The 26,718-nt window shown below is 68.2% G+C and carries 24 protein-coding genes and 5 pseudogenes; 22 read left to right on the top strand and 7 right to left on the bottom strand.

Translation table 11 applies throughout. The features are described from left to right. The first annotated feature begins 6 nt into the window (after nt 1-6). From ACFY2B_RS38325 to ACFY2B_RS38305, 5 genes and pseudogenes are all read left to right on the top strand, one after another. A complete protein-coding gene (locus ACFY2B_RS38325; protein ID WP_390767669.1) occupies nt 7-1,413 on the top strand; it encodes a peptide ligase PGM1-related protein in 1,407 nt (468 codons plus the stop codon). A gap of 16 nt (nt 1,414-1,429) precedes the next feature. Beyond that, nucleotides 1,430-2,410 carry an aspartyl/asparaginyl beta-hydroxylase domain-containing protein gene (locus ACFY2B_RS38320; RefSeq protein WP_390767668.1) on the top strand — a complete coding sequence of 327 codons (981 nt, stop codon included), beginning with the start codon at nt 1,430-1,432 and terminating at the stop codon, nt 2,408-2,410. 27 nt (nt 2,411-2,437) lie between these two features. Next, nucleotides 2,438-3,589 (top strand): glycine amidinotransferase, encoded by a 1,152-nt coding sequence (locus tag ACFY2B_RS38315; protein WP_390767667.1) that lies wholly within the window; start codon nt 2,438-2,440, stop codon nt 3,587-3,589. Beyond that, a pseudogene (locus ACFY2B_RS38310) lies at nt 3,586-4,251 on the top strand (acetyl-CoA carboxylase biotin carboxylase subunit family protein); the annotation flags it as partial. The gene ACFY2B_RS38315 and the pseudogene ACFY2B_RS38310, both read left to right, overlap by 4 nt. Nucleotides 4,252-4,267: 16 nt before the next feature. Then, entirely contained in the window at nt 4,268-4,876 is a 609-nt protein-coding gene (locus ACFY2B_RS38305; protein WP_390767666.1) for a hypothetical protein, read from the top strand. On the opposite strand, the gene ACFY2B_RS38300 is transcribed toward ACFY2B_RS38305, so the two are convergent. Next, nucleotides 4,837-5,823, bottom strand: a complete 987-nt coding sequence (locus tag ACFY2B_RS38300) for a phosphotransferase family protein (protein ID WP_390767665.1) — start codon at nt 5,821-5,823, stop codon at nt 4,837-4,839. The genes ACFY2B_RS38305 and ACFY2B_RS38300 overlap by 40 nt on opposite strands. A 77-nt stretch (nt 5,824-5,900) precedes the next feature. On the opposite strand from ACFY2B_RS38300, the gene ACFY2B_RS38295 reads away from it, so the two are divergent. Beyond that, nucleotides 5,901-6,362: an NUDIX hydrolase gene (locus tag ACFY2B_RS38295; protein ID WP_390767664.1), complete on the top strand. Its 462-nt coding sequence runs from the start codon at nt 5,901-5,903 to the stop codon at nt 6,360-6,362. A gap of 570 nt (nt 6,363-6,932) precedes the next feature. Here the strand turns inward: ACFY2B_RS38295 and ACFY2B_RS38290 are convergent. The 3 genes from ACFY2B_RS38290 to ACFY2B_RS38280 form a co-directional block, all read right to left on the bottom strand. Then, on the bottom strand, nt 6,933-7,544 hold the full coding sequence (locus ACFY2B_RS38290) for a LysE family translocator (RefSeq protein ID WP_390767663.1): 612 nt from the start codon (nt 7,542-7,544) through the stop codon (nt 6,933-6,935). Nucleotides 7,545-7,594: 50 nt separating this feature from the next. Next, entirely contained in the window at nt 7,595-9,115 is a 1,521-nt protein-coding gene (locus tag ACFY2B_RS38285) for a B12-binding domain-containing radical SAM protein (RefSeq protein ID WP_390767662.1), read from the bottom strand. A 96-nt stretch (nt 9,116-9,211) separates the two neighbouring features. Continuing rightward, on the bottom strand, nt 9,212-9,988 hold the full coding sequence (locus ACFY2B_RS38280) for a helix-turn-helix domain-containing protein (RefSeq protein WP_390767661.1): 777 nt from the start codon (nt 9,986-9,988) through the stop codon (nt 9,212-9,214). Between the two features lie 518 nt (nt 9,989-10,506). Between ACFY2B_RS38280 and ACFY2B_RS38275 the strand changes: the two genes are divergently transcribed. From ACFY2B_RS38275 to ACFY2B_RS38215, 13 genes and pseudogenes are all read left to right on the top strand, one after another. Then, the gene (locus ACFY2B_RS38275) at nt 10,507-11,751 is read left to right on the top strand and encodes a helix-turn-helix domain-containing protein (protein WP_390767660.1); all 1,245 of its coding nucleotides are present in this window, start codon (nt 10,507-10,509) and stop codon (nt 11,749-11,751) included. Between the two features lie 692 nt (nt 11,752-12,443). Continuing rightward, entirely contained in the window at nt 12,444-13,292 is an 849-nt protein-coding gene (locus ACFY2B_RS38270) for a DUF6415 family natural product biosynthesis protein (protein WP_390767659.1), read from the top strand. Beyond that, nucleotides 13,285-13,869, top strand: coding sequence for an ATP-binding protein (locus ACFY2B_RS38265; protein WP_390767658.1), 585 nt, complete (start codon nt 13,285-13,287; stop codon nt 13,867-13,869). The genes ACFY2B_RS38270 and ACFY2B_RS38265 overlap by 8 nt, the downstream gene beginning before the upstream one ends. Nucleotides 13,870-14,105: 236 nt before the next feature. Continuing rightward, a complete protein-coding gene (locus ACFY2B_RS38260) occupies nt 14,106-14,321 on the top strand; it encodes a hypothetical protein (protein WP_390767657.1) in 216 nt (71 codons plus the stop codon). A 130-nt stretch (nt 14,322-14,451) separates the two neighbouring features. After that, on the top strand, nt 14,452-14,913 hold the full coding sequence (locus ACFY2B_RS38255) for a DUF6302 family protein (RefSeq protein WP_390767656.1): 462 nt from the start codon (nt 14,452-14,454) through the stop codon (nt 14,911-14,913). Between the two features lie 163 nt (nt 14,914-15,076). Continuing rightward, nucleotides 15,077-16,150 carry a radical SAM protein gene (locus ACFY2B_RS38250; RefSeq protein WP_390767655.1) on the top strand — a complete coding sequence of 358 codons (1,074 nt, stop codon included), beginning with the start codon at nt 15,077-15,079 and terminating at the stop codon, nt 16,148-16,150. After that, entirely contained in the window at nt 16,147-16,767 is a 621-nt protein-coding gene (tmk, locus tag ACFY2B_RS38245) for a dTMP kinase (protein ID WP_390767654.1), read from the top strand. The genes ACFY2B_RS38250 and tmk overlap by 4 nt, the downstream gene beginning before the upstream one ends. Then, a complete protein-coding gene (locus ACFY2B_RS38240) occupies nt 16,764-17,564 on the top strand; it encodes an endonuclease/exonuclease/phosphatase family protein (RefSeq protein ID WP_390767653.1) in 801 nt (266 codons plus the stop codon). Before tmk ends, ACFY2B_RS38240 begins: the two co-directional genes overlap by 4 nt. A 54-nt stretch (nt 17,565-17,618) precedes the next feature. Beyond that, complete coding sequence (locus tag ACFY2B_RS38235; RefSeq protein WP_390767705.1) at nt 17,619-17,924, top strand: MazG-like family protein; 306 nt, start codon at nt 17,619-17,621, stop codon at nt 17,922-17,924. Nucleotides 17,925-18,791: 867 nt separating this feature from the next. Then, a pseudogene (locus ACFY2B_RS38230) lies at nt 18,792-19,160 on the top strand (CoA transferase); the annotation flags it as partial. A gap of 44 nt (nt 19,161-19,204) precedes the next feature. Continuing rightward, complete coding sequence (locus ACFY2B_RS38225; protein ID WP_390767652.1) at nt 19,205-20,371, top strand: acyl-CoA dehydrogenase family protein; 1,167 nt, start codon at nt 19,205-19,207, stop codon at nt 20,369-20,371. A gap of 23 nt (nt 20,372-20,394) precedes the next feature. Then, nucleotides 20,395-21,126: pseudogene (locus ACFY2B_RS38220) on the top strand (electron transfer flavoprotein subunit beta/FixA family protein). A 51-nt stretch (nt 21,127-21,177) separates the two neighbouring features. Then, a pseudogene (locus tag ACFY2B_RS38215) lies at nt 21,178-21,465 on the top strand (electron transfer flavoprotein subunit alpha/FixB family protein); the annotation flags it as partial. 30 nt (nt 21,466-21,495) lie between these two features. On the opposite strand, the gene ACFY2B_RS38210 reads toward ACFY2B_RS38215, so the two are convergent. Further along, nucleotides 21,496-21,708 carry an IS3 family transposase gene (locus ACFY2B_RS38210; protein WP_390767704.1) on the bottom strand — a complete coding sequence of 71 codons (213 nt, stop codon included), beginning with the start codon at nt 21,706-21,708 and terminating at the stop codon, nt 21,496-21,498. 816 nt (nt 21,709-22,524) lie between these two features. Between ACFY2B_RS38210 and ACFY2B_RS38205 the strand changes: the two genes are divergently transcribed. Then, nucleotides 22,525-23,346, top strand: coding sequence for a DUF1684 domain-containing protein (locus tag ACFY2B_RS38205; protein WP_390767651.1), 822 nt, complete (start codon nt 22,525-22,527; stop codon nt 23,344-23,346). 69 nt (nt 23,347-23,415) lie between these two features. Here the strand turns inward: ACFY2B_RS38205 and ACFY2B_RS38200 are convergent, their stop codons facing one another. Both ACFY2B_RS38200 and ACFY2B_RS38195 read right to left on the bottom strand, forming a co-directional pair. Then, complete coding sequence (locus tag ACFY2B_RS38200) at nt 23,416-23,883, bottom strand: hypothetical protein (protein WP_390767706.1); 468 nt, start codon at nt 23,881-23,883, stop codon at nt 23,416-23,418. A 19-nt stretch (nt 23,884-23,902) separates the two neighbouring features. Beyond that, nucleotides 23,903-24,151 (bottom strand): annotated as a pseudogene (locus tag ACFY2B_RS38195) (MFS transporter); the annotation flags it as partial. 121 nt (nt 24,152-24,272) lie between these two features. On the opposite strand from ACFY2B_RS38195, the gene ACFY2B_RS38190 reads away from it, so the two are divergent. Both ACFY2B_RS38190 and ACFY2B_RS38185 read left to right on the top strand, forming a co-directional pair. Continuing rightward, nucleotides 24,273-25,205: a LysR family transcriptional regulator gene (locus tag ACFY2B_RS38190; protein ID WP_390767650.1), complete on the top strand. Its 933-nt coding sequence runs from the start codon at nt 24,273-24,275 to the stop codon at nt 25,203-25,205. 442 nt (nt 25,206-25,647) lie between these two features. Beyond that, on the top strand, nt 25,648-26,706 hold the full coding sequence (locus tag ACFY2B_RS38185) for an NADH:flavin oxidoreductase/NADH oxidase (RefSeq protein ID WP_390767649.1): 1,059 nt from the start codon (nt 25,648-25,650) through the stop codon (nt 26,704-26,706). Nucleotides 26,707-26,718: the final 12 nt, after the last annotated feature.

The following is a 26,718-nucleotide window of genomic DNA, read 5'->3' as shown; positions in this document are numbered from 1 at the left end:
TCCGCTGTGCGCATCCTCATCGGCAATCACATTGACCCCTCGATTCGGGCGCGCGGTGACATGCGCGCCTGGACCCAGCGCCTGTTCTGGTTCGCCCGCCCCGGCGACCTGCTCGTCCTGTGCTGCGAGCCGGATTCGGCGTTCGTCGACCACGCCCTGGCCCACACCGGCGTGCGGCGCGAGGATCTGACCGTACTGGCCGTCCCCGCCGGAGCGTGGGGCGCGAAGCTGTTCGATCCCTCCTGCCTGACCGCGCCCGCGTTCCTCGACCAAGTGCGCGCCGCGCTCGGCCCGACCGGCGCCGACGCAGTGGAGGAGGTGTTCGCGCTGTGGCCGTCGGCCGCCGTGGCGCGGTTCGCCACCGCGGCCGGTGTGGCGGACCGGTTCCCCGGCGGGGCGTTCTTCGCCCAGGGCGGCGGCGAGATCGGCAACTCGAAAGCGAACTTCCGGGCCGTGGCCGCGGCGGCCGGGGTGCCGATCCTGCCGGGCCGCGTCTGCCGCAGCACCGCCGAGGCGATCGAGGCGACCGGCGCGCTGCTGGAGGAATCCGCAGCCGGGGCCGTCGTGGTCAAGCAGACCCACAACGGGGCCGGCGTAGGCAACCAGCTCCTCGTCCTCGATCTGCAGATGGCCGTGGACCACGTCGGGGCCCGGCATCTGCACCACCTGGCTCCCAGCGCGGACGGCATCGCCGCGTACTGGGCGGAGCGGTGGGCGTGGGCGAGCGGGGAAGGACGCTGGCCGGTCGTCATCGAGGAGTTCGCGCCCGGTGCCGATGCGGTGTACTCCGAGCACTACGCCTCCGACGACGGCACCCGGGCCACCGAGACGGGCCGCCTGCTGTACGTCGGGCGGCGCCTGAGCCACCAGGTCGTGCCGCTGGACGGCGTCACCGCACCGGTGCGGGCGGCGCTGCTGGACGGCGGGACCCGTCTCGCCGAGGCGTACCGCGCCTTCGGCTACCGCGGGCACCTGAGCGCGGACGCCCTGGTCCTGCCCGACGCCTCCGTGGTGTTCACGGAGGTCAACGCCCAGGTCTCCGGCTCGCTGCACATCTACCAGTCGATCGCCCACGGCATCGTCGACGTGACGGCCGAACCGGCCCGGCAGGTGGTCGAGTACCACGTCCCGCCCACCTGGGCGGTGCCGTCCTTCGCCGCGTTCTTGACGGCGCTCGACGAACTGGGCCTCGCCTACGACCCGGCCACCCGGACCGGGGTGATCGTGTCGATGCCCGCCATCCCGCTCGCCGCCGGGGAACCGGTCCAGTTCGTGTTCTGCCTCGCCTACGACCCCTCCCAGGGCCACGCCGACGCCTTCGACCAACTGGACGCGCGGTTCGCGACCGTGCCCGCCGGCACCTACGACGCCAGCCAGCACATCGGCACCGGCGCCGTGTCCTTCTCCTCCTGACCCCGGGAGCTCCGCCATGACCACCAGTTCGCCCACGGCAGCCGCCGAGGCCGCCCGACTCCGGCCCGTCTTCGACTCCGCCCGGCTCGCTGCCGAGCTCGCGGCCGTCACCTCCCACACCTGGAACGTGCAGCGCACCCACACCTACGGCGGCCAGGTCGGCCAGCCCGCCTCGATCGACTGGCGGGTCCTGCCGCTGCGCAGCCTCGGCGGCGACCCGGACCGCACGGACCCCGGCGGCCCCGGGCCGCAGCCCTTCAAGGCGACACGCTGGCTCGACCAACTGCCCTACCTCGCCGAGGTCCTGGACTCCATCCCCGCCCCGTTCAACGCGGTCCGGCTGATGGCGCTGGGCCCCGGAGCCGTCTCCACGGCGCACAGCGACCCGAAGTACCGCCTGGACCGCGGCATCGTGCGCCTGCACATCCCCGTCGTGACCGACCCGGGCGCCGTCCTCGTCCTGGACTGCGTCGAACACTGCTGGCAGCCCGGCGAGTTGTGGTATGGCGACTTCTCCCGCGAGCACCTGGTGCGCAACACCAGCGAGACGGTGACCCGGGTCCACGTCGTGATCGACGCCCTGCTCACCGCCGACCTTGCGGCCTGGTTCCCGGACTCGTGGCAGGAGCTGCTGACCCACGGCGAGGTCCTCCTCAACCGCGCGGGCCCGGCCGAGGCGCCCGTCTGGCCCGGCGGGCTGCCGTACGAGGCGTTGCTGCCGTCCGGGTTCGCGGACTTCGACGCGGCCGCCCCGCTGGACGGCTCCCTCCTCGCCACCCGGATCGACCGCGACGCCGACGACGTCCTCACCCTGACGATCGCCGGGCGCACCTTCGCCCTCGTGCCGGCCGGCGACACCGGAGAGTTCCGGTTCTCCGGCTGGAGCGAACAGCGCACCCTTCAGCCGGACCACGACGCCACCGGCCTGACCTTGCGGGTGCGCCGAGGCCGCGCGCTCGCCGACCGGCACGTGACCGCTGCTCCCCGAACCTCCTGACCCGCACCGCTTCCCGAGAGGACGCCCATGTCCCGCCTGCACAGCCATGACGACTTCACTCCGCTCAAGGAGGTCATCGTCGGGTCGGCCGCCCACTACGTGGGGCACGACCGCGACGTCAGCTTCGAGTTGTTCCACCACGAGAACCTGAAGGGCTTCCGGTCGGACTGGGCCTATCCGCGCCTCACCCGGGCGGCGGCCGGCCACCGGGAGAGCTGGGTCATCAAGGAGCGGTACGCCGAGGAGCTGCACGAGGACGTAGAGGACCTGGCGGTCACCTTTGCCGGGCTCGGGGTTTCTGTGCATCGGCCGCTGCCCCTGCCCGCGGACGCCAAGGTCATCGCGGGCCTGGGGTGGGAGGCCGCTCCCACCCCGGCGCTGAACATCCGCGACAACACGCTGATCCTCGGCAGCGAGATCATCGAGACGCCGCCCGCGATCCGCTCCCGCTACCTGGAGACCCGGCTTCTGGCCCCCGTCTTCACCGCCTACTGGGAGGCGGGCGCGCGGTGGACGACGATGCCCCGCCCCACCCTCACCGACAACTCGTTCGACCTGTCGTACGCCCGGGACACCGCGACCACCCTGGGCGGCCCGACGGAGGCCATCGACGACCCGCGGCCGAGTCCGTACGACGTAGGGGTGGAGATGATGCTGGACGGCGCGCAGGTGCTGCGGCTGGGCCGCGACCTCGTCGTCAACGTCGCCCAGGAGAACCACACCCGGGGCGCCGAGTGGCTGGAGCGGCACCTCGGCCACGACTACCGCGTCCACCGGGTGTGGCGGATGGCCGACAACCACATCGACTCGATGGTCCTCGCCCTGCGCCCCGGGGTGTTCCTGGCCCGGCACGACGGCATCCGGGACCTGATGCCCGAACCGCTGCGCTCGTGGCGCTACATCGTGCCTCCGGAGCCGGACGCGGGCGCGTTCCCGGTTTACGACGACTACGAGGACCTGGTGCTCACCAGCCCGTACATCGACCTCAACGTGTTCTCGGTCGACGAGCGCATGGTGCTGGTCAACCAGGAGTGCACCGGCCTGATCAAGCTGCTGGAGACGCACGGCTTCGACGTGGTGCCCGTGCGACACCGGCACCGGCGCCTGTTCGGGGGCGGGTTCCACTGCTTCACCCTGGACACCCACCGCACCGGCGGCTTCGAGGACTACCTGTCGTGACCCTCCCCAGCGTGTTGCTGCTGGACGCGGCCGGCCCCGAGGCGGGCCTCGTCGCCGCGGCGGCCGCCGGCCGTGGACACCAGGTCCACACGGCGACCACCGCCGACGCGTACGCCGGGTACGGGCCGGAGTTGAGGGGCCTGCTGGCCGGGCGGATCGTCACCGACTTCGCCCGGCCCGGCCAGGCCCTTGACGACATCACCGCCTACGCCCGCTGCCACGGCGTCGGCGCGGTGCTGACTGTCAACGAGTACCTGACCGACCTTGCCGCGCGGGCCGCTGCCGAGCTTGGGTTGCCCGGCAACGACCCGGGCCGGGCCCGCACGGCGCGGGACAAGGCAGCCATGGCCGAAGTGTTCACCGCGGCCGGAGTGCGCGCCCCCTTCTCCGTGTGCGTGCGGGACGACGCCGGGCTGAAGGCGGCGCTGGCAGATGAGCAGCTGGGTCTGCCTTGCGTGGTCAAGCCGCTGTCCGGGGCGGGGTCCGCCGGCGTGACGGTGGTGAGCGATCCGGCCGATGCGGCCGCGGCCGCCCACGCCGCCCGGGAAGCGGCCAGCACGTTTCCGGGCGGTGACCCGCACCGCGTCCTGATCCAGGCGTACGCCACCGGGACGGAGTACAGCGTCGAGTCCCTCACCCAGGACAGCGCTCCCACGCACCTCGCCGTACCGCAAGCAGGTGAGCGGCGGCACGGCAAGGGTGGAGACGGGGCACAGCCTGCCCGTCCGTCTCCCCTCGCCCGTGGAGGACGACGTGCACCGCCAGGTCGAGGCGGCCATCCGCGCCTCCGGCATCCGCAACGGCGCCTCGCACACCGAGGTCGTCGTCGACGGCGACGGACGGTGCACGGTCATCGAGATCGGCGCCCGGCTCGCCGCCGGACACATCGGGCTCCTGATCCAGCATGCCCTCGGGATTGACGTGTGGACGGCGCTGCTCGACACCGCCCTCGGCCGCCCGGCCGACCTCACCGCTACCGTCCGCGGACACGCCACCGTGCGGTTCGTGACCAGTCCGCACGCCGGACGGCTGACGTCGCAGTCCGGCTTCCCGCGGACCGGGCCGGGCGTGCCGTTCGTCCGCTGGCGGGCGCCGATCGGCGGCCGTGTGCACCGGCCGCGGGCCAATGCCCACCGGCTGGGGGCGTTTGTGGTCACCGGCCTGGATGCCGCAGAGGTCGAGGGGCGGGCCGACGCGCTACTGCGAGGCGTCCGCATCGGCGTCGAGCCGTCGCCGGAGACCTCCGGTCAGGTCAGGTCGGCGAGCACCTCGGCCATCGCGCCGTAGCTCTCCTCGACCGCGTCCGGCTTGGCGAGCCGGTGGCGCTCCAGGCGGATCGCGCCCAGGTGCCGGGCCTCGTAGATCCGCTCCCGCCACACTGCCGCGGTCGACCGGTCCGGCGTGCCGTAGGACTCCCAGAAGGCGGTCCGCTCGTCGGTCTTGGCCTTCGCCATGCGGATGGTCCAGTCGGCGGCCGGGTCACCGAACAGGCAGCGGTCGAAGTCCAGCACACCGGTGATCACGGGTTCGGGGGCTGTCGGGTCCATCAGGGCGTTGACGGTCCACAGATCCCCCGTCAACAGCCTCGGCTCGGTGATCTCGTCGAGTACGGCGCGCTCGTGCACGGCCACCGCGGCGACCTTGCGTACGTCCGCTGCGTCCAGGCCGGCCCCGTCCAGGTCGGCCGCGATCTCTTTCAGAGAGGCGATCACCGTCTCGCTCCATGTCCGGTGCCCCGGTCCGCTGACGGACCCGAAGTGCGGGCCCTGCACGGCGTGGACGGAGCGGGTGATGGCGCCCATCTGCCGGAAGAACGCAGGCCATGCCGTACGCGGGTAGGTCCCCAGGTGCTGAGGGGCCGGAACGCCGTCCAGGTAGGTCTGGATCATCCAGTCCCGGGTGATCACCTGGTGCGACCAGTCCGCGGCGAGTACCTGCGGCATCAACGGCGCGATCACGGCGAGCCACGGCTCGCTCGCGTACTCGTTGCGCATCAGGTGCCGCTCGCTCCGGAACTGACGGTCCTCCGACGGCGCGGCACGCAGGATCACCGGCTTCTCCCGCCCGGCCAGGGTCACACGGTAGACGTTGTTGTACATTCCCGCGTCCAGCTCGACGGCGGACACCGGGGAGCCGGTTTGTCCGAAGGCCCGTCGGCAGACCTGCCTGATCTCCTCCGCAGTCAGTGACTGCTGGTACGCCCCCATGTCGCGCTCAACCGGATCGAAGTCCATGCCGTTCACAATGCCCTGCTCACGGGCTAGTCGTCACGAAGAGACGCGTAGAGGCTGCCATCTGCAAGACTCACCCCATGAGCTTTCCGCCCTTGCGAGAGGCGGCTCGTGCCGTCGTTGTCGATGCTGACCAGCGCGTTCTGCTACTCCGCTACGACGAGAACGGCGGCTTCTGGGCTACCCCAGGCGGCAGCCTGGAACCCGGGGAGGACTACCCGACCGCGGCACTGCGGGAACTGGGCGAGGAACTCGGCGCGAAGGACGTAGTGCTGTCCGGTGAGATCGCTGAGCGCCGCCAGAACCATCCGGTCGGAGGCCGGATAGTGCGGCAGATCGAGAAATACTTCCTGATCCGCACATCGCCGGTTGCCCTCGATGCCGATCGCGCCACCCAGAAGGACAACATCCGGGAAAGCCGCTGGTGGCCGCTGAACGAGCTTCGCTCCACCGCCGAGACGGTCTACCCTCTCGGCCTGGCCGACCTGGTGGCCGACGTCCTCACCAAAGGTCTTCCGCGCGAGCCTGCCCTCCTTCGCTGAGGGCTCGACGGCGCCCTCTTAGAGGGCGGAGGTCCGCAGCATCGCCAGCTGGTGGCACTGCGGGTCCGTCCGGCCGCCGGTCAGCGAATCGCTACGGGCCTGACACTCCATCGGCCGCCGGGGAGAGGCTCGGCCAGTCCTCCGCCGGACCGAAACCCGCCGGCGAGGCGCTCATGCTCTCAAGCGGCGTCGGCCGGTTCCTCGTCGTCGATCTCGCTCCAAAGCACCAGTAGGCGTGCGTACCGTTCCGCACGCTGAGGGGTTGGTGGCTGGTCCATAAGTAGGCGGATGGCTTCGTTCACATTTTCCGGATAGGGGCGCACCAGGCCATGTGGCCGACGGCGGGAGGGCATACGGATACGGTACGGGGCGCCACTGACAGTGGCACCACGCCGCTGTTCTATTCTTTGTTCGAATGTGACCGTAGTCGTTGTGAGAACAGGACACCGCGATGACCACGCCAGTGACGACGCCTCCGCCCCCGGTGAGTGAGCCGGACCCGTCCGCAGCCCGGAGTCCGGACGTACGTCGCCAATGGCCACTGCCGGACAGCCTCCGCAAGCCAGCCGGTTACCTGAGGTGGAGGAGCGAATAGGCGGCGAAGCCGAAGAAGAGGAAGGCGACGCCTCGGGTGATCCAGGGTGCTGCGCGGGCGTAGAGCTTGCGGACAGTGTGCAGGCCGACAATCCAGACGAGCAGGGCGTCGGCTGTGATGCAGCCCAGGGCGCTGGCGAGGAGGAACAGGGGCACAGTAGCGGCGGTGAGCAGGTCGATGTTCCCGGCGATGACGGACGCGAAGATGGCCAGGGTGACGGGGTAGCTCTTGGGGTTGGTCAGACCGAACACGGCGCCATGGGCGAGGGGACGGCGCGCGTAGGCAGAGGCGCCGCTGTCGGGTGCGGAGGCCGCCGCCAGCGCCCGGATGCCGAGGTAGACCAGGTACAGGGCGCTGGCGACGGTCAAGACGGTGAAGACCGCCGGGGACAGGAGCTGCACCCAGCGCAGGGCGATCAGGGCGAGCAGGGCCCACATGAGGTCGCCGGCCAGGTGGCCTAGGAGGAAGTGGGCGGCCGGGCGGCGCCCGCTGCCAGTGCCGATGTGCAGCACGGTGAGCACGCCGGGCCCGGGGGTGAGGACCACCAGGGCGCAGGAGAGGGCGGTGGCGAGCAGGAGGGTGAGCACATCGGCTCCTCGGTCGTGGCGGCGGGCACCGGCCGGGGGGAAGGAAGTTGTCAGGCGAGCTGGCTGTCGGAGATGCGGGCGGATCCGGAGACGGTGCCGTGCTGGTCGGCGTAGCCGCGGATGGTGCGGGTGGCCTCGACGAGTTCGTCCCAGCCGACCCGGCTGAAGATTTTGCACCAGTCCATGGAGATCTCGTCGAAGTCGACGATGTCGGTGTGGCCATACTTGTCGGGCATGGAGTCGAGGAGCTTGCCATCGAGGATCTCGAAGCCCTTGTCCTTCGCCGCGGCTCGCGCGAGGTCGGGGTTCATCATCCAGCGGCCGGTCAGGGCGCCGAAGTCGGGGTAGAGGGGCTGGGCTTCGAGCGCGGCCATCATCTCGTTGTCGATCAGCCAGTGGGCGAAGGCGATGGTGTTGTCCAGGCTCTTGTGATTCTCGCCAGGGCCGCCGAGGACGAGTGAGCCGTAGATGGGCAGGCCAGCTTCCTTGAATAGGGTGCAGGCGCGCTGGTTGTTCTCCAGGCTGTCGCGCGGGCCCTTGAGCAGCTTGAGCATGCGGGTGTCGCCGGATTCCAGGCCCATGTTGACCCGGTACACGCCCAGGCGCAGGTACAGGTCGACGATGCGCTCGGTGGTCTCGGCGGCCTGGGTGTAAACGAAGAACTTCGGGTCGCCGATGTCCTTGGGCCGGGCTTCCACCAGCCGTTGCACCCAGCGCGGGGAACTGCTCATGCTGTCGAACGCCTCGTAGAAGATGGTGGCCGCGACCTGCTGCTGTGCGGCGCGGACGTCGTGCCAGAAGACTTCAGGAGAGGAAAAACGCAAGCTGAGGTCGGCGATGCCGCAGAAGTGGCAGGGGTGGTTCACGCGTGCGCAGCCGCGGGCCCGGTTGATGGTGGTGACGCCGGTGACGTCCTCGTAGTCGTGCAGGCTTCCGTACCGGGCCAGGTAGTTCTTCCGGTAGCGTTCCCAGTTGGCCGCGGGCATCAGGGAACGGTCCGGTATCGGTATGGCATCCAGGACGTTGCTGACCAGGGCCCCACCGCCCAGGCTGATGAGCGGGGCGGGGATTTCCGGCAGGCGGTTGTGAGCGATGCCCTCATCTGTGCGATACAGCAGTTCGGGCACGGAGGCGATGGGTCGCTTGCCGTCCAGGGCGTCGATGAAGGCGGACAGGGCGAACTCGCCGACGTCCGCGGCGCACACGTAGTCCACGCACTCGCGGTGGGCCAGGATCTGCCGGGCCATGGCTGCCGCCTGGTCGTTGCCCAGGATGGTCACGGCCCCGGCGTTCTTCCCGGCCTCGGCTAAGCGAAGCGTGTTCAGATACGAGGTGCCCAGGGCGCTCAGTCCCAGGACGTCCGGTTCGAAGTCCCGGATGAGCTGTTCGATCTCCGGCATGGAGGTGATCTGGCCGTCGAGCGCGATCACGTCCAGATACGGGTGGTCGCGCAGCAGGACCGTGGCGAGCGAGACCACGCCCAGGGCCGGGAACGTGCCGTCGTTGGCGATTGAGGACACGTCCCCGTCGGTGCCGGCATTGACGAGGAGGACTTTCTGCACGTGCTTCACGGCGGTTTCTTCTCCTTCGGCAGAGCGCGCGGGCGCGCGGAAAAGGGCCGTGGCCAGGCCACGGCCGGTGATCATCCAGCGGGAACCGGGCGGGGCTTAAACGGAGCCGTCGGCGAGCGGGGCCCGGGCGGCGACGTGGGGCTGGGCGACGGCGAGGACGAAATGAAGCTCGCCCTTTCCGGTGTGCCGGTAGGTGTGCGTACGGTCGGCGGCGAAGACTGCCGAGTCTCCCCGGTGCAGCACGATGGACTCGCCAGCCACTTGGATCTCCAGGGAACCGCGCAGCACACTCACCGTCTCCCGGGTACCGGGGATGTGCGATTCGCCTCCGTAGCTGTCACCCTGGTACATCGTCCAGTCCCACATCTCCAAGGACGAGGGCGGCTCGGATCCCACCAGCAACACACCCCGGCCGGGACTGTGCTCACTACGCCACAGACACGCCCCCTCCCCAGCCCGGACCACACGGGCCAGCGGCAGCTCGGAGGTCTCGACCAGCCGGGACAAGGTCGTCCCCAGGGCTTCCGTCAGCCTGCACAGCGTGCCGATACTCGGGTTCGTACGGCCCTGCTCGATGTGCACGAGCATGCCCTTGCTGACCCCGGAGCGCGCGGCCAGAGTCTCCAGGGACCACCCCTGGGCCACCCGCGCAGCGCGCACCCCTCGCGCAACCGCACGCGTCACCGCCGCCGCCGGATCAGCCACACCACACCCCGCGTCAATGTGTTGCCCTCCATGGACCAATTCATTGCAACACGCAGCGCTCGGCAGCGCCACACCGCACCCCCGCCTCACGCCGCCGACAAGCCATAACAAGACACCTGGTCCAGACTCCGTCGCGAAACCCACGCAGCCTGGGTCGACATCCCCCATGCCCGCTGATCATCTGACAGGCCCGACTTCGCGGCACACCCGCAGCGCATGCCTCGGACCGCTGTGACCACGGGAAGGCCCGAACTTCTGCTGGCGGTGCCTTGCGCCCGACCAGAAGGACTTCGCGGTCAGGGCTGCCAGCGCCGGACGGGATCCCGCAGCCGCGGCGCGACGCCGGGCTGGCCGGAGTAAAGCCCGATGCGGCGCGAGATTCACGTCGCCGAGGAACATGTACCGCTGCCCAGCCCCGTTACCCGGACGGCACAAGATGACGTCTGATCCGCAGACGCCCACCCGCACGCCAGGCACCTATTACCAGGGTGCCCACGTACGGGTTCCGGTGTCCTGGCGTCCAGGATTCCGGGAACGTGCGCGCCTTTGCTTGCGCGCGGCAGAAGGGTCTCAACGCCCAGGCGGACACGTGGCAAACAGAACCGCGCCCCCGCTGCGCTCGGGGAGCGACGGGGGCGCGGTTCGGAGTAGCGTTCTGAGTGTCTACGTCAGAACGGAGCATCAGTATGCCCCTTAGCGACGACGAGCACATCGGCACCCGCGTCCGAATCGCACGCAATGCAGCCGGTTTGACACAAATCCAGGTCGCGGGCTTTCTCGACCGCACCGAAGCATGGGTTCAAAACGTCGAGCGCGGCCGTCAACCACTTGACCGATACTCTGTCATCAACGCGATCGCCGACATCTGTGATGTCGACGTGGTCTGGCTCCTCGGCCAGCCGTACCGCCTGCAGCGCAACGGCGGTTCCCTCGCGCATTCTTACGTTCCAGCGCTGCGCACCGGCATGCGCCGGGCGGGCCTGATCCTGTCCGGCCACCCGGGCCTTGCCCCGCAAGGTGCCCCAGTCGACCTGACGGCGCTTCAAGAGCGGTCAGTGCGGGCGAACGCGGCTCGACAAGCTGCGGATCTACCGAAGGTTGCGCGGATACTCCCCGAGATGATCGAGGACCTGAACACGGCCTTGCTGACGTCAGAAGGCTGGGCCCGCGAGCAGGTTCTACGACTCATGGTGGACACGGCCCGCACTGCCCGGATGTGCCTTAATCAACTCGGCTACCCCGATCTGGCGTGGGTTTCGGCGGAGGTCGCTGCCGGCGCAGCGACACGATTGGACGACCCGGTGGTCAAAGCGGCCGTTGCCTGGGACCGCTGCGGTGCGCTGCTGCATCAGGCCAGCCTGAACGAGACCGTGGCCGTGGTGGATGCCGCGCTGCGGGATCTTGAGCCGCACGCCTCCGGTCGTCACGCCTCCGACAAGGCAGTGTCACTGCGCGGGGCGCTGCACTTGCGGGCGGCCATTGCCAGCGCGCGCGGCAACAGGAAGGCCGACGCCTGGTCGCGTATCGAGGCTGCGCTTGAGGACGCCAACCGTCTTGGCGACGCCTGGTATGACGTCGAACAGCAAACGGTCTTCGGTAAGGGGACCGTGGCAGTGCATGCGGCAGAGGCCGGGGTCGAGGTAGACCAGCCGGAAACGGGCCTGAAGAAGGTGCCTGGCGCTGACATCAACCAGGTGCCGTCAAAGGAGCGGCGGACGCATTTCGCGATCGACAAGGCCCGCGCTCTGCATCGCATGGGCCGTCACGCCTCCGCCGTGGTCAAGCTGCGGGAGGCTGCCTCTGCGGCGCCCTACTACGTGTACGCCGACCCCATGTCGCGTGCGCTCGTCTCCGACCTCGCTCGGGTCGGTGTGCCGTCGCAGGCATCTGCGCTGTCCGGGCTCATCCGGAACATGGAACTCGTCAACTGACGGGATCCAATCCATCTACGAGCGCCCCCTAGGAAAACTAGGGGGCGCCGCCTTGCGGGCACGCAATCCTCAGAGGGTCACTAACCGCAACTAAGTGATCACCAGGGGGAATCGGCGATGGTGCCGATCAACACCCGCGACCCGCGCGCCGCAGGACGTGCGTATCTCGCGCTGGAGTGGCCGTTACGTCTCGGGCATCGCTTCCGGCCCCGACGGGGCTGCACATGCGGGCAAACGAACTGTGGAGCGCCAGGTGCACATCCGCCGGTGTGTCCCTCACCGCAGCTGCTGGAGGAATCTCTGGCCGGAGCCCTTGAGACTTCGCCGGGAGCCTCGCTCATCACAGCCACGACGCATTTCGACGCCGTTTTCGTTCCGCGCAGCATCGGACTGCACGCCATGGTCCTGCTGGACGGTCAGGCGGGAATGCCCTGCCTCTTGTACGGCGATCACGAGGCAGTACTCCTTGTCCTCCCGGCCACCGGCCGTTACTGCCTCGTCCACGACGAGGTGACGGTGCGCTCCGGTGACGACGGTTGGGTGGCGCTGCCCCCTAGCCGGGGCGTGCGCTGGGATACCCCACCGTGGATCGAGTCGACAGGGGCGCCTCGCCGGTTGACCCACGGTGAAGACGTCGGCCGTGTCCTGCGCCAGTGCTTCGAATTCGCAGACGGCCCCGTGGAGATGCCGACATGACGCACCAATTGCGCGCACACTCGGTTGACAGGGCGGCCGAATGGCTCTTGTCCGATGCTGTGTGTGATGCCGAAGAGGCCCTCCTCGAATGGGAACAGGACGGCCTGACGTTGCTGTGGTGCGGCGCCAGGTTCAGCGCCGTTCGCGTGCCCCTGTGGGTAGCTGAGGCTTCGGCAGGTACTACCGACCCCGCCGCGGTGGACCTATATCTGGCGGCGGCACTGCTCGGAGCGCCGGTCATCCGGTGCCAGCACGGGCAGTGGTTGTACATCCTCTGTGAGCCGAGCACGGTCAAGGGATGGAGGGTGCCAAGCACCGAGTGCCTGGGTGACGGGCACCAGCTGGGTGTGCCGCGACCGGACGTTGTCTCCAGCTCGGGGAGGGCGGCCTCGTACTGGGCGGTCCCTATTTCTGAGCCGGGGCATTTGGGTAACGGCACGGCGGTGTCTCAGTTGGTCTCGGACGGCCACTTTCGGAAGGTGGGTGTCATCAGCCTGGATCGTGCGCGCCAGGTGTGGGACGAGGTCCTGCTTCTGACGCGCGACCTGCCAGGCACGGTGCCGCGGCGCGAGCAACTGGAGCTGTTGGCTGCGGAGCTGCGGCCGTTTGTCGAGCAGTTGGTCAGCGAAGTCGATGACGTCATAGCGGAGGAGACGGACTCGGCTGATCGGCAGACGGCGCAGTGGCTTCTCGACCGAGTTAGGAAGTCGCTCGGGGCCGAAGGAGCGTCTACCGATAGGGAAGCTGCCATGCAGGCCGAGGTGTTGGCTCTGTCTTGTCGGGCACTCGCCGGATTTTACGAGCGGCAACGAGTTCACCGCAGAGGTGGTGAACCCCGTGGGTGACACGACCTCGGGTCGCGACGGTATGCGAGCGCGCCACGATTTCGCAGCAGGAGACGGTTCACGGGTGATGTCCATCTGCTTGCCTTGCGAGGACACATCGGTGCCGGCCGCTCGCAGACTGGTCCGGGAGACCTTGGCTGCCTGGGACGTGCCCGTCCTGGTGGACGTGGTGGACAGGACAGAGCTGATCGTCTCCGAACTGGCCTCGAACGCCGTCCGACACGCGAGGCACGGTGTGTTCCGGCTGACGGTTCATCGTCTGGCCGGTGGGTGTGTACGGGTGGAAGTGATCGACAAGAGCCGGAGTCTGCCGGTGACACGGAGTTCGACCCCTGATGACGAACAGGGTCGGGGACTGGCGCTCGTCGACGCAATGGCGCAGCAGTGGGGAGCGGAACCGTTGCCGTGGGGTAAACGGGTCTGGGCTGAAGTGGGCCCTGACGAGCCCCGCGACGAGACCGATTCGGCGCCTGTCGCCTATCCGTTCGCCACGACGACAGCGCAGGCCATCTACCTGCTCACTGTGGCGGCGGTTGCTGCCTGGATCGGCGTGCTGATCGCCCGCAGTCCGCGATGAGCCGTGGATGGACATCGGGCCAGTGCTGGCGCTGTGACAGGACCGATCTACCGGTGGTCTGGGTCGGCCCCGCACAGTCCGGCGGCCAGCACGCTCCTATCTACCTATGCGTCGGCTGCCTCGATATCGCCGAGACCAGGATTCGGCAGCATTTTCCGGAACGCCAGCCGGACCCGATGGCAGTCACCTACCGCCAGCACCCCGCAACAGCTGTACCCCCATCGGAAGGGTTCCCCATGTCTCGATCGAACGACATCACCCGGAAGCCGGCCTCGGTTGTCTCCATCAGCGTCACGGCACTGGGCGTCCGGGCCGAGGCCGATGGCCGGACCGGACGGGAGGCGTGGCGAATCATTCACCGCCGGCACCCGCGCCTCACGGCGGCCGCAGCCGGATACGGGCTGCTGCTCGGCAGCCTGGTTGTCGTAGCGGTGATCCGCCTGATCGCCTGACCATCCCGGATCTCCCGGCCCGGTCGGTTAGCGGGCCAAGTCCCGGACGCCCCTCTGCAGGGGAACGACGGAAAGCCGGGACGAGGCCCCGGCACCCCGTACAGGGCACTCACCTCCTCTCCGCTCGCACATGCATCCCCACCAGGAGATTCCTTTGTCCCCTCTGCCGTTCATCAAGCAACGCCCACGCGCGGTCGTGGAGGTACGGCCCGTCGACTGGCGAGACGAATGGGAAGCGGCCTGGTTTCGTGAGCGGCTTCAGGACCCGACGCTCATCGATGCCGGTGTCGTCGTCGTTGTCGACGGCATCGGATTCCTGGCGGTGCCGGTCGGCGGTCGGCGACGCGGTGGCTACACCAGCCTTGACAACCCTGAGGCCGTCTACTGCGTACGTGATGCGCTCGTAGGGCGCCGCGGCTTCCCTCGGGTGCGGGTGCACTGGTCCTCATGTCCGAGTACCTGTCATGTCGTTGAGTGGGGCGAGGACGCCCCTGACGCATCTCAAGAGGATGACGTGACGGGCAGGTTCTACGGATACAGCGAGCAAGCGATCCAGACGTTCCTGAAGGGATTTGCTCACCGCGATCGGTGACCGATCCCCGCTGGGTTCGCCCCTCAGCCGCGACTCGTTCCCCGCGACATCGCGCGCCTCGTACACCGTCCCGGCCGCGGTGTAGGTCCCACGGCCGGGACGCCTCACCCTCTACTGGGAGGTTCCCTTGACTGCTCGTACGCTCATCACGGCCGGACAGGCTGTGTCGTGCTACTTCCGTACCTCCGTCGATGCTCCGCACCGCAAAGCGCTCATCCAGATCTGCGAATCGTGCAACGAGAGCTGCAAGCACTGCTTCGTGTCCGCGACGAAGCGCGGCGAATACATGCCGCTCTCCCTGGTCCGTGACCGCCTGATTCCCCAGCTCGCCCAGGCCCGCGTCAATCGGGTCACCCTGACCGGCGGGGAGCCCTTCATGCATGAGGACCTGGTCGAGGTGGCCGCCGCGTTCCACGACGCCAACATGGGAGTGGGCGTGTGCACGAATGCAACGATCGTGACGGATCAGCAGGTCCGTGCGTTCGCCGACATGGGCGCCCACATGAACGTTTCCATCGACGGCTTCTCTGCCGATTCCCACGGAGTCTTTCGTGGCCGCCCTGAGTGTTTCGAGGAGACTGTTGAGACCGTCCGGCGGTTCGCCCGAGCCGGCATCCTGCAAGGTCTTCTGTGCACGCCGAACAACCTTGCTGAAGACGAGGAGTACGCCCAACTATGCGCGTTCGCCCGGGAGCACGGAGCGACGTACGTGCTGATGAATCCGCTGGGGGAGATGGGCCGCGGAGCGGCCAAGGGGGCGCAGAAGCTTCGGCGGCCGGACGACCATATGCGGCACATCGCGGAACTGACCGCGCCGTTCGCTGACGAGAGCCTGGAACTGGTGAACATCCGGTTCCCGAACGACGATAAGCCGCTCGCGGGCTGCGAGGCGGGGACGATCATCTACGTCTTCACCAAGGGCGAGGTCACCGTGTGTCCTTACCTCGTCTTCGCCGCCCGCACGAACGTGAGCCAGCACCCTGACACCGACTTCATCGTCGGCAACGTCTGGGAGCACGACGACATCGCGGCTCGGCTTGACGCCTACCGCTTCCACGACCGGTGGACGGTCGGCGACAACCCGACCTGCGGCAGTTGCCCGATGAGCGAGGGCTGTGGGAAGGGCTGCCCGGCCGCGGTCGTCGCTTCCGGGCAGCGCATCGGTGCGGTCGACGCGGAGCTATGCCCCGTCGTACCCCGGCAATCCCGCACGCTGCCCGTGGTCGGTGTCTCATGAGCGCCCGTTTCATCACCCTTGACGGCCCGGGTGGTGTGGGAAAGTCGACCGTCGCCGCAGCCCTGGTACGGCAACTTCAAGGTGAAGGCCACTCGGTGTACGCCACCCGGGAGCCCAGTGACAGCCCGCTCGGGCAACTCGCGCGGCACGGGACAGAGGAGTACCGGGGGATGAGCATGGCGTGCCTGATCGCCGCTGACCGCTACCGGCACGTAGAGCAGGAGATCCGGCCGGCCCTGGCGCGCGGAGACGTGGTCGTGTGCGACCGCTACGTGCCCTCTTCCCTTGCGCTCCAGGTAATGGACGGTGTCCCGCGCGATACGGTCTGGGAGCTGAACCGGCACGCGGACATGCCCGACCTGGCCGTCGTCATAAACGCCCGGGTGGACGTCATCGCCAAGCGGCTGGAGGCACGCGGCGCGCACAGCCGGTACGAGCGGGAACCTGGTGGTACCGAGCGTGAATGCGCCTACTACTACGACACCGCTAGGTTCCTCATGGCTGCCGGCGTCCGCGTTCTGCAACTGGACGCCTCGACGGCCCAGCCGGAGGATGTCGCCCGCGCGGTCGTTGCGGCGATCAAAGAACCACTGCTGACAGGACGGGGCCGCTCGTGACCACCCTGGACGTGCTGACGTTCAACCTGAATAACCCGGGCCGGGAGCGGGCCGAGCGCCAGCTCGACTATCTGGCCGCCCGACCAGAGGACGTGCTCGTGCTCACGGAAACGGTCGACAGCGCTGGTTGCGATCTCCTGGCGGGCGCGTTCAGGGACGCTGGGTACAACGTCCATTATCCCCGGCCCCCACGGGGCGAGCGTGGCGTGATGATCGTGTCCCGGCTGGTCACTACAGCAAGGCCGGCAGCCGTGAGCTACCTGCCCCACCGCTGTGAAACAGTCACCGTCGGTACTGACCAGGGACCGCTGGATATCGTCGGCCTGTACGTGCCTTCACGGGACTCTACGGAGGTCAAGACGAGACGGAAGCAGGACTTCCTGAGCGACCTGTGCTGGAGCCTTCCGTCCGGCTGTCAGGAACTGCGCCTGGTGCTGGGTGATTTCAACATCCTGGAGCCGGACCACCAACCCCACTACCGCTTCTTCCGGCGGTTCGAGTATGCGGCCTACGAGTGGTTTGCCGAGGCCGGCTATCGGGACGCGTTCCGGATGTTGCACCCGAAGGCACAGGAGTACTCGTGGGTCGGACGTACCGGCGACGGATACCGCTACGACCACGCGCACACGTCCTCCGGCCTGGCGACGGCGCTGATCTCCTGTACGTACGTGCACGAGGTGCGCACCGCTGAAAACCGGCTGACCGATCACTCGGCGTTGACGGTTTCCCTGGCTCTGCAGGCCACGGCGCCGCTCCCGGTGACTACCCCCGCGACTCAGCCCACCGGACTGTTCTGACCGACCGACTGATGACCGACCACGATCGAAGGACAGCAAGAAGACGTGGACAGCATGCAATGGGACACGATCGGCCGCCTCGTCGACTGGCTCGACAAGGAGAGCCCCGTCACCGGCGAGCAGGCGAAGGTGATGCGCGTACTCAAGATCGGTGAGGAGTTCGGCGAGGTCGCCGAAGCGCTGCACGGCGCCATGGGGGCGAACCCGCGCAAGGGCGCCAGCCACAGCTGGGACGACGTCCACAAGGAGCTGTGCGACGTCGCCATCACGACCTTGGTCGCACTCGTCTCCCTCACTCCGGAGGCCCGGCAACTGTTCGAGGCACGGCTGGAGCACATCGGCCGACGCTCACTGGACTGATCATGCAGCGATTCAGGATCCGAAACTCCGAGCCTCAGCTTCCGCCCGCTACGTCCGAGGCTGAGCTGAACAGGCTGCGCAACATCGAGCGTATTCTCAACCCCCCTGATCCGACGCTCAGGGACCGATTCTGGTCCCTGATGTGGAGGGCCGAGGACTGGTGGTGCCGGCACGTCAGCCAGCGGGACCTGTACCGCATGCTCGACGACGCCCGTCTACAGATGGGGGAGCGTCAGCGCGCATGGCCCCGGTCGGCCCGGAGGAATGGCCCTCACAGCGGATGGTGAGGATGGGGCGGCCGAAGGCAACGTTCGCCCCGTTGCGGCGTCCAGCGCTGCACTCTCGCCGCACCGGCTGAAAGGCCAAGTCCATCCGATACGAGCGCTCCCGGCTGGCACGCCGAGAGCACGCTCCGAACGGCGCTCCTCGACGAGCAAACATCGACTGGCGGGGCCTAGTTACTTTGGGTGGTGTACAACTCCTCCCAATTGGCCACTGCAATAGTCGTAGATGCAACTAAGCGCCGGTGTGAAAGATGCCTGCGGCTCCCATTCGTCGGGCGTTTCGGCCATGATCGGAGCGAGGGGCGGCGAAGCCCCCGGCCCCCGCCCTGCGGGGGGCGCGGCGGCTCCCTTTCCTTACTCCGCAAAGTGGGTGTGGAGCCGCAGGTGGGCCCGGCAGTGCAGATCTGCCGGGCCCACTTCACATCACGCCGGGCAGGCCCGATTGGTTGCGTGTTCCCCGCGGTGCTCCCGCGGGAGCACCCCAGCGGGCGGAGTCGGGCCGAGCCGGGTTGCGGCGGGCTCAGGCGGGACGAAATCAGCAGGTCGAAGAAACGCAGCAGGTCAGCAGGGGTGCCTGCAAGGGTTCGCCACCGGCTCCGCTCGTGTGACATGCCGCGAGGAGCTGAACGCAATCATCGCCGAACGGTTCGCCGAGTGCGACAGCGCCGAGGTGATGAAGGTACTGGACGAGACGGGCATTGCCAACGCCGGCGTCAACAACATCGAGGACTTTCTGGCGCATCCCGTCCTCGCCGGTCGTGAGCGGTGGCGGGATGTCCGCATCCCGGGCGGCACGGCGGTGCCGGCGCTGCTGCCGCCGGTGGACCTGGCCGGCAGTGCCCCGCACATGGACGCGGTCCCCGCAGTCGGGGACCACACCGACCGGATTCTGGCCGAACTGGGACACAGCACAGCCGACATCGCCGCTCTACGAGCCGACCACGTCCTGTGACACCGGCCGCCCGGAGAACGATCCACCCCGAGGAGCATCACAGCATGAGCACTCTCGACACCCTGTCCGAGTACGAGCAGATCATCGTCAGGATGATGCACGACTTCGTCGACAAGGACGTCAAGCCGGTCGTACGGGAGCTGGAGCACACGAACACCTATCCCGAAGCCCTCATCGAGCAGATGAAGCAGTTCGGCATCTTCGGCCTCGCTGTCCCTGAGGAATACGGCGGCACCCCCGTCTCCACCCCCTGCTACGTTCTGATCACCGAGGAACTGGCGCGGGGTTGGATGAGCCTGGCCGGTGCGATGGGCGGACATACCGTGGTCGCCAAGCTGCTGTTGCACTTCGGCACCGAGGAGCAAAAGCGCTGTTACCTGCCAAGGATGGCCACCGGTGAGGTCCGGGCGACGATGGCGCTGACCGAGCCCGGCGGTGGCTCGGATCTGCAGGCAATTCGTACGGTGGCCCGCAAGGATGCCGACGGCTACTTGGTGAACGGAGCCAAGACCTGGATCACCAACTCCCGGCGCTCCCAGCTGATCGCCCTGCTCTGCAAGACCGACCCGGAGGCGAGCCCGGCGCACAAGGGCATCTCCATTCTCCTGGTCGAGCACGGACCGGGTTTGACGGTCTCCCGCGATCTGCCCAAGCTCGGCTACAAGGGCGTGGAGAGCTGCGAGTTGTTCTTCGAAAACTACCGGGCGCCGGCGGACGCCCTGCTCGGCGGTGTCGAGGGCAAGGGCTTCACACAGATGATGAAGGGCCTGGAGACCGGCCGCCTCCAGGTCGCCGCCCGCGCCCTCGGCGTCGGCCGGGCAGCACTGGAGGACGCGCTCGCCTACTCCCAGGAGCGCGAGTCCTTCGGAAAGCCAATCTGGCAGCACCAGTCCATCGGCAACTACCTCGCCGACATGGCGACGTCCCTGACCGCGGCCCGCCAGCTCACCCTGTACGCGGCTCGAGAAGCGGAGGCGGGTCGGCGCGTGGACATGGAAGCCGGCATGGCCAAGTTGCTGGCTTCTGAGACCGCGATGCAGATCGTCCTCAATGCGGTCCGTATCCACGGAGGTTACGGATACTCGACCGAGTTCGACGTCGAACGGTACTTCCGCGATGCCCCGTTGATGATTGTCGGCGAGGGCACCAACGAGATCCAGCGCAATGTCATCGTGAGCCAGCTGGTCAAGCGAGGAGGACTCGACGCGTGAAAATCCTTGTGTGTGTGAAGTACATGCCCGATGCCACTGGCGACCGGCACTTCGCCGATGACCTGACCGTCGACCGGGACGGCGTGGACGGTCTGCTCTCCGAGCTGGACGAGTACGCGGTCGAGCAGGCCCTGCCGATCGCCGAGAATGCCGACGACGCCGAGGTCACCGTCCTGACCGTGGGCCCGGAGGACGCCAAGGACGCGCTGCGCAAGGCCCTGTCCCTGGGTGCCGACAAGGCGATCCACGTCGAGGACGACGACCTGCACGGCACGGACGCCATCGGCACCTCGCTGGTGCTGGCCAAGGCCATCGAGAAGGCGGGCTACGACCTGGTCCTCTCCGGCATGGCCTCCACCGACGGCACCATGGGCGTGGTCCCGGCCCTGCTGGCCGAGCGTCTGGGCGTGCCGCAGGTGACGCTGCTGTCCGAGGTCTCGGTCGAGGACGGGGGGTCGTCAAGGGCCGCCGGGACGGTGACGCCGCCTCCGAGCAGCTCGAGGCATCCCTGCCGGCCCTGGTCTGCGTGACCGACCAGTCGGGCGAGGCGCGTTACCCCTCCTTCAAGGGCATCATGGCGGCCAAGAAGAAGCCGGTGCAGTCCTGGGACCTGTCCCACCTGGACATCAAGGCCCTGGACCACGGTCGACGCCGCGACCGAGCGTCCGGCGCGCACCGCGGGCACGATCGTCAAGGACGAGGGTGAGGGCGGCAAACAGCTCGCTGAGTTCCTCGCCAGCCAGAAGTTCATCTGAGCCCGCATGCGCTGACCGCGCCTCAACTTTCGTACGCAGGCGAGCAATCCCATGGCTGACGTTTTCATCTACGTCGACCACGTGGGCGGTGCCGTCCGCAAGCCCACCCTGGAGCTGCTGACACTGGCCCGCCGGCTCGGCGAGCCCGTCGCCGTAGCTCTCGGCAACGGTGCCGCCGACACGGCCGCCGCGCTCGCCGAGCACGGCGCGGTGAAGGTGCTCACCCACGACGCGTCCGAGTACGCCGACTACCTGATCGTGCCGAAGGTGGAGGCGCTGCAGGCCGCCTACGAGCAGGTGTCCCCGGCCGCCGTCCTGGTCACGTCCTCCGCGGAGGGCACCGTGCCGGTATGCAGACCTCGAAGACGCTCACGCGCTGCGCGAACTGGCCATGGATTGGGCGGTGAAGTTGCGTTGCAGCAGGTCAGCCGCCCGCTCATGCCCGTCGTCGCGGACGGTAGTGCGGACCTTCTTGCCGCGTCGGGCACTCTCAAGGCACAGGTCACGCATCAGCCTGGCGAGGGTGCAGCGGGCCGCCACGGCTATGCCTTCGCGGTGCAACTGTCGCCATACCTTCCGCACCCCGTAGACGCCGAAGTTGGCAGCGTGGATACGACTTATCCGCGTCTTCAACTCGGCGTCGCGGACTGCCCTGGCCCTGGGCGTGTGCTTCTTGGCGGCGTAGTAGGTGCTCGTTGCGATCTTCAGTCCGTGGCTGGCCAGGACATGGCAGATCGGCTCGACCCCGAACACCTTCCGGTGTGCGTCGATGAACGCTACGAGCGCTTCGACGGCCGGTCGAGCTCGACGCGAAGAAAGCCGACGCCGCCTTCAAGATCTCATTGGCCCGCCGCAGTTCGGCGTTCTCGTCCCACAACCGCTTGATCTCCGCGGCCTCCTCCGAGGTGGTGCCGGGACGCCGGCCGGCGTCCACGTCGGCTTTGCGGGCCCAGGTCCGCACCGTCTCCGCCGTGCCGATGCCCAGCTTCGCGGCGACCGCCTTCATGGCGGCCCACTCGGTCGGAAAGTTCGGACGGATCACCGTGACCCTGCGCACCGCACGCGTACGAAGCTCAGCAGGGTAGGGGGACGGACGCAGCCGAGGACCTCGGGCGCTCAGAACGGCCCGGGAGGGGGTCGCGCTGGTGGGCGCGCATCCGCGAGAAGTGCCGCAAAGATGACGCTCTCGCGCGGGCTGAGTGAGACGTCCATGGCCGTGGACGCCCGGCACGTGCCGCAGGACCGAGGGACGGGTTGCACAGGCACACCGCGATCTAGGCTTCCGTATTATAGTCTTACGGTAATGTCGGGCGGCCGGGACAGGGAATGACCTGTGAGGTCGTCGCGGTTGCCGCAGAAACATGGCCCAGCCCCAAGCCTTGTCAGCAGGGAGTGCGCATGACTGTCCAGGACCTCGAACGGCAGACCTTCACTGAAGCATGGGAGCAGTGGCACCGGCAGAAAGAGGAGGTACTCGCTGGCCCCCACGGATTCCTCGCAATCGCGAGCCTGCACTGGCTGAGCGAGGGTCCGGCCCGCTTCGAGGACGCGCCCGGCGCATGGTCGAGCAGCGCTGAGGGCGTGGTGGTCGAGCTCGCCGAGGGTGAAGAGCTGACCGTCGACAGCGCGGTGGTACGCGGCCGGTACGACTTCGGGGTGATCGCCGAGCGGGACAGTCTGTACATCGGCGCCGGCGACGCCGTGATCGAGGTCGCCAAGCGCGGCGGCCACGACATCCTTCGCCCCCGCCACCCCGGCAACGCACTGCGTTTGGCCTTCACGTACACCCCCGCTTACGCTCCGGATCTGAGCTGGGTACGTGAGGGCCGCTTCCTGCCCTACGACGAACCGCGGCCGGTGACGGTCGGTGCTGCGGTGGAGGGTCTGGAGCACGTCTACGACTCGCCCGGCCAGGTCGAATTCGAGTTGGACGGCGCGGTGCACCGGCTTACTACGTTCAACGGCAAGACTCCCGGCAGCTTGATGGTGCTGTTCACCGACCAGACCTCGGGCGTGACGACGTACGCCGCGAACCGGTCCCTGCAGATCGCGCCCCCGGACGCCGACGACCGGGTGGTCCTCGACTTCAATCGCGCCGGGAACCTGCCGTGCGCCTACACAGATCTGGCGACCTGTCCGCTGCCCCCGGCTGAGAATCGGCTGCGCGTGGCGATCGAGGCCGGCGAGAAGATCCCGCTGGAGCGCGGTGGACAGCCCTGACGGGCCGTCGGCCTCGGAGGCTTGGGCGAGATCCGGGTTGCTCAGCTCGGCGGCGTTGTCCGCCAGTGGTCAAGCTGCTCCTTGCTCAAGCGGCCAACACAGTGCCAGCTTGGCCTCCACCAGCGCGCGCAGGGCAGGCCGTTGAGCGAGCTTGGCCAGTTTGGGGCGGCGCCCGCGTTCGTAGGCTGCCGCGTCTGCGGACGCGGCCCAGTAGCGGTCCCTGCCACCGTTGCGCGCCATCTCCCGGGAGGCGGTCGATGGTGATCTGCCCAGCCGAGGCTTGAGTACGCGGTGCAGCAGCGGGTGTACTGCGTTCGGTATGCCTTGTGCCGGCGGGGGCTCAGGCTCTGCGTGTGCGCGGCCTGGCGAGTCGAGGATGAGCAGGAAGGAGATGAGTGCGCACACGGCGAGAAAGGCACCGATGGCGGTCATACCTTCTTGTGGGCCGGCGGTGAATCCTGAGCTGTTGCCGCGGACGATGGTTCCGAGTACAGCGACGCCGAGTGTGCTGCCGATCTGCCGGAATGTGTTCTGCACGGCGAAAGGTCATCAGACCGAGCAGTACGGTGAGCGCGAAGGCGGCGCGCCAGGTGGTGATGCTGAGCAGCGTTCCGCCGACCACCGGACCGGCCGTCAGCCCCAGACTGGCCACGCCTGCCCAGATGCCCACGGCACGGGCGCGGGTGCGTGGCTCGGTGAACACGTGCAGCTCATCGCGGAGGGTGGCGACCGGGGCCGCCACTGCCTGCTCAATGCTGACGACGGTGATGCCGGATAGGGGCAGAGCTTCGAGGTACTTATGCATGCACTGACCTCCAGGAACGGCCCCACTGGCTCTAGTAACATCATGAACACTGATGATCTCCTGAGTGAAATAGCAATTCTTGATAAGCCCATACCGGGTGCGGATGGTGATGGGGAGAACCGTGGACGTCAAACAGCTCAAAGCGCTCGTCACGGTCGCCGAGGTGGGCAGCGTCACCCGGGCCGCGGAGCTGCTGCACCTGGTGCAGCCGGCCGTGACCCGGCAGATCCGCATGCTGGAGCAGGAACTCGACGTTGCACTCTTCGAGCGGACCCGGCAGGGCATGCGGCCGACCGAGGCAGGCGTGATCATGGTGGGCCGGGCCCGACGAGCCCTGAACGAGCTGGAGCGGGCTCGGGCCGAGGTCCTGCCCACCTTCGGCGCGGTATCCGGGATCGTCACCGTCGGTCTGCTGGAGAGCACGAGCGATCTGCTGGCCGAGCCCCTCGTCTCGGCTTTCGCCCGGGACCACCCCGGCATCGAACTGCGCTTGATGACCGCATACTCCGGGCATCTTCAGCAGTGGCTCGACGACGGTGACCTGGACCTGAGCTTGCTGTACAACCTGGAGAGCACCCCGTCACTCAACGCCCGTCCGCTGCTGTGGGAGCACCTGTGGGCAGTTGCTCCGCCATCTGCCGGGCTGCGGGCCGACCGTCCCGTGCCCTTCGCCGAGGCGGCAGCCCATCCGCTCGTCATGCCCGCGTCCGGCCATGCCCTGCGTGCCCTCATCGATGCCGCCGTGGCGCATGCCCGCGCCTCCATGGAGGTCGTTGTGCAGACCAACTCCATGCGGGTGCAGAAACAGCTCGTCCTGGCCGGGCACGGCTGGACCGTCCTGCCGTGGATGGGCATCGCCGAAGACGTCGCGAACGGCACACTCAGCGCCGCACCGCTGTGCGAGCCCGACGTCCGCAGATCGATCGTGCTCGCCACCCCGCGATCGGGGCGGATACCGCCCGCCGTGGACGTCGTCGCACGAGAACTTGGGCGGCAGATCAATACGGCCTTGGAACAGGGAAGATGGCCCTCAGCACAGAGGCAGCCCCGGTGACAAGGTGAGTGAGTAGCACTCCTTGCTGCGCCCACTCGTTGCCGGGGCCGGTCAGCCCGTCGGTGTAGAGGGCGAACAGCATGCTGGGGGTGAGGGGGACGTCCGTGGCCCGATATCCGGGATCGGCCTTCACCCCGAGCAGGACGCCGATGTCGAGCTGCGTCTGCCGGACATGGACCGCGAGCGCCATGAGGATGCGCTGGCAGTCCACCGGCACCACCGACCAAGCCGGCTCCTCAACACCACATCGGCACCTGCGACTTCGGCCTTCACTGTCTCCGTGACACCGACCTGAGCCGCATCGCCCCGGCGCTGCCCCTCACCATAGACTGGAGTACCGTATTACGGTATTCTCGATTGCTCGAGAATATGTGCACCTGGTCATGCAAGCTTGTGGAAAGTGAGTTCAGCTGTGTCCAGTAAAGCGTTCACAGGACTGGAGATGAGCCCGCTGAAGCTTCGGGAAGTCACGGTCGCCAACCGCGTGTGGATGTCCCCCATGGCCCAGTATTCCGCGGGACCCGATGGGAAGCCGACCGACTGGCATCTCGTGCATTACGGTGCACGCGCAGTCGGCGGGGTGGGCCTGATCATGGTCGAGAGCAACGCCGTGGGGCCGCTGCACCGGACCACCTCGGCAGATCTCGGGATCTGGAATGAGGAGCAGGCCGCCGCGCACCGGCGTCTGACCTCGTTCATAACCGAGCGTGGCACGGTTCCCGCGATCCAGTTGCTGGCCGCGGGCAGGAAGGGGTCACACCAGCTTCCCTGGGTGGGCGAGGGACAGAACGGCCCTGTGCGCGTGGCCGACGGCGGCTGGGAGACGATCGCGCCCTCAGTGATCCCGTTCGGTGACTTGAGCGTTCCGCGGGAAGCCGACCACGACGACATCGACGAGGTCGTCGAGGCATTCGCCCAGGCGGCCCGGATGTCCCACCTGGCGGGGTACCAGGTCGTCGAGATTCACGCCGCGCACGGATACATCTTGCACCAGTTCCTGTCCCCCCTGTCCAACCGCCGGACGGACGAGTATGGCGGGAGCCTGCAGAACCGGATGCGCCTTCCGCTGCGGGTGGCACGGGCCGTCCGTGAAGCCTTCCCGGCGGAGAAGCCCGTTTTTGCCCGCGTCACCGCCACGGACTGGTTGGAGGGCGGTATCTCCCTCCATGAGGCGGCGACGTTCGCCAAGGAACTGGCGGCCGGGGGCATCGATCTCCTCGACGTCACGTCCGGCGTGCTGGTGCGGGACCTGGAGGCGCGCCCGCCGGTGCAAGACGGGGTCAATGTCGAGTTCGCAAACACGCTCAAGGAGGCATCAGGACTCGCGGTCGCCCCGGTCGGACAGATCGGCGACCTGTCGCTGGCCGGAGAGGTCGTGGCCGGTGGCCAGGCGGACGCGGTGCTGATGGGGCGCGCTTTGCTTCGCGATCCCTACCTCGTCCTGCACGACCGGCCCGGCGACACAGCGGCCTGGCCGAACCAATACCACCGCGCATTGTAAGACCAGAACCGT

The organism is Streptomyces sp. NPDC001270, from assembly GCF_042896695.1.
Lineage (GTDB): Bacteria > Actinomycetota > Actinomycetes > Streptomycetales > Streptomycetaceae > Streptomyces.
Note: the sequence above shows the minus strand (reverse complement) of the source record. Positions and strands in the feature narration are given on the sequence as shown.

Bases quoted from the DNA above. Each gene is read 5' to 3' on its own strand.
- ACFY2B_RS38205 (WP_390767651.1), top strand. From the start codon at position 22,525: ATGACTGTCCAGGACCTCGAACGGCAGACCTTCACTGAAGCATGGGAG.
- ACFY2B_RS38255 (WP_390767656.1), top strand. From the start codon at position 14,452: ATGCATCCCCACCAGGAGATTCCTTTGTCCCCTCTGCCGTTCATCAAG.
- ACFY2B_RS38185 (WP_390767649.1), top strand. From the start codon at position 25,648: ATGAGCCCGCTGAAGCTTCGGGAAGTCACGGTCGCCAACCGCGTGTGG.
- ACFY2B_RS38270 (WP_390767659.1), top strand. From the start codon at position 12,444: ATGACGCACCAATTGCGCGCACACTCGGTTGACAGGGCGGCCGAATGG.
- ACFY2B_RS38300 (WP_390767665.1), bottom strand. From the start codon at position 5,823: ATGGACTTCGATCCGGTTGAGCGCGACATGGGGGCGTACCAGCAGTCA.
- ACFY2B_RS38225 (WP_390767652.1), top strand. From the start codon at position 19,205: ATGAGCACTCTCGACACCCTGTCCGAGTACGAGCAGATCATCGTCAGG.
- ACFY2B_RS38320 (WP_390767668.1), top strand. From the start codon at position 1,430: ATGACCACCAGTTCGCCCACGGCAGCCGCCGAGGCCGCCCGACTCCGG.
- ACFY2B_RS38260 (WP_390767657.1), top strand. From the start codon at position 14,106: ATGTCTCGATCGAACGACATCACCCGGAAGCCGGCCTCGGTTGTCTCC.
- tmk (WP_390767654.1), top strand. From the start codon at position 16,147: ATGAGCGCCCGTTTCATCACCCTTGACGGCCCGGGTGGTGTGGGAAAG.
- ACFY2B_RS38315 (WP_390767667.1), top strand. From the start codon at position 2,438: ATGTCCCGCCTGCACAGCCATGACGACTTCACTCCGCTCAAGGAGGTC.
- ACFY2B_RS38235 (WP_390767705.1), top strand. From the start codon at position 17,619: ATGCAATGGGACACGATCGGCCGCCTCGTCGACTGGCTCGACAAGGAG.
- ACFY2B_RS38275 (WP_390767660.1), top strand. From the start codon at position 10,507: ATGCCCCTTAGCGACGACGAGCACATCGGCACCCGCGTCCGAATCGCA.
- ACFY2B_RS38280 (WP_390767661.1), bottom strand. From the start codon at position 9,988: ATGGGGGATGTCGACCCAGGCTGCGTGGGTTTCGCGACGGAGTCTGGA.
- ACFY2B_RS38295 (WP_390767664.1), top strand. From the start codon at position 5,901: ATGAGCTTTCCGCCCTTGCGAGAGGCGGCTCGTGCCGTCGTTGTCGAT.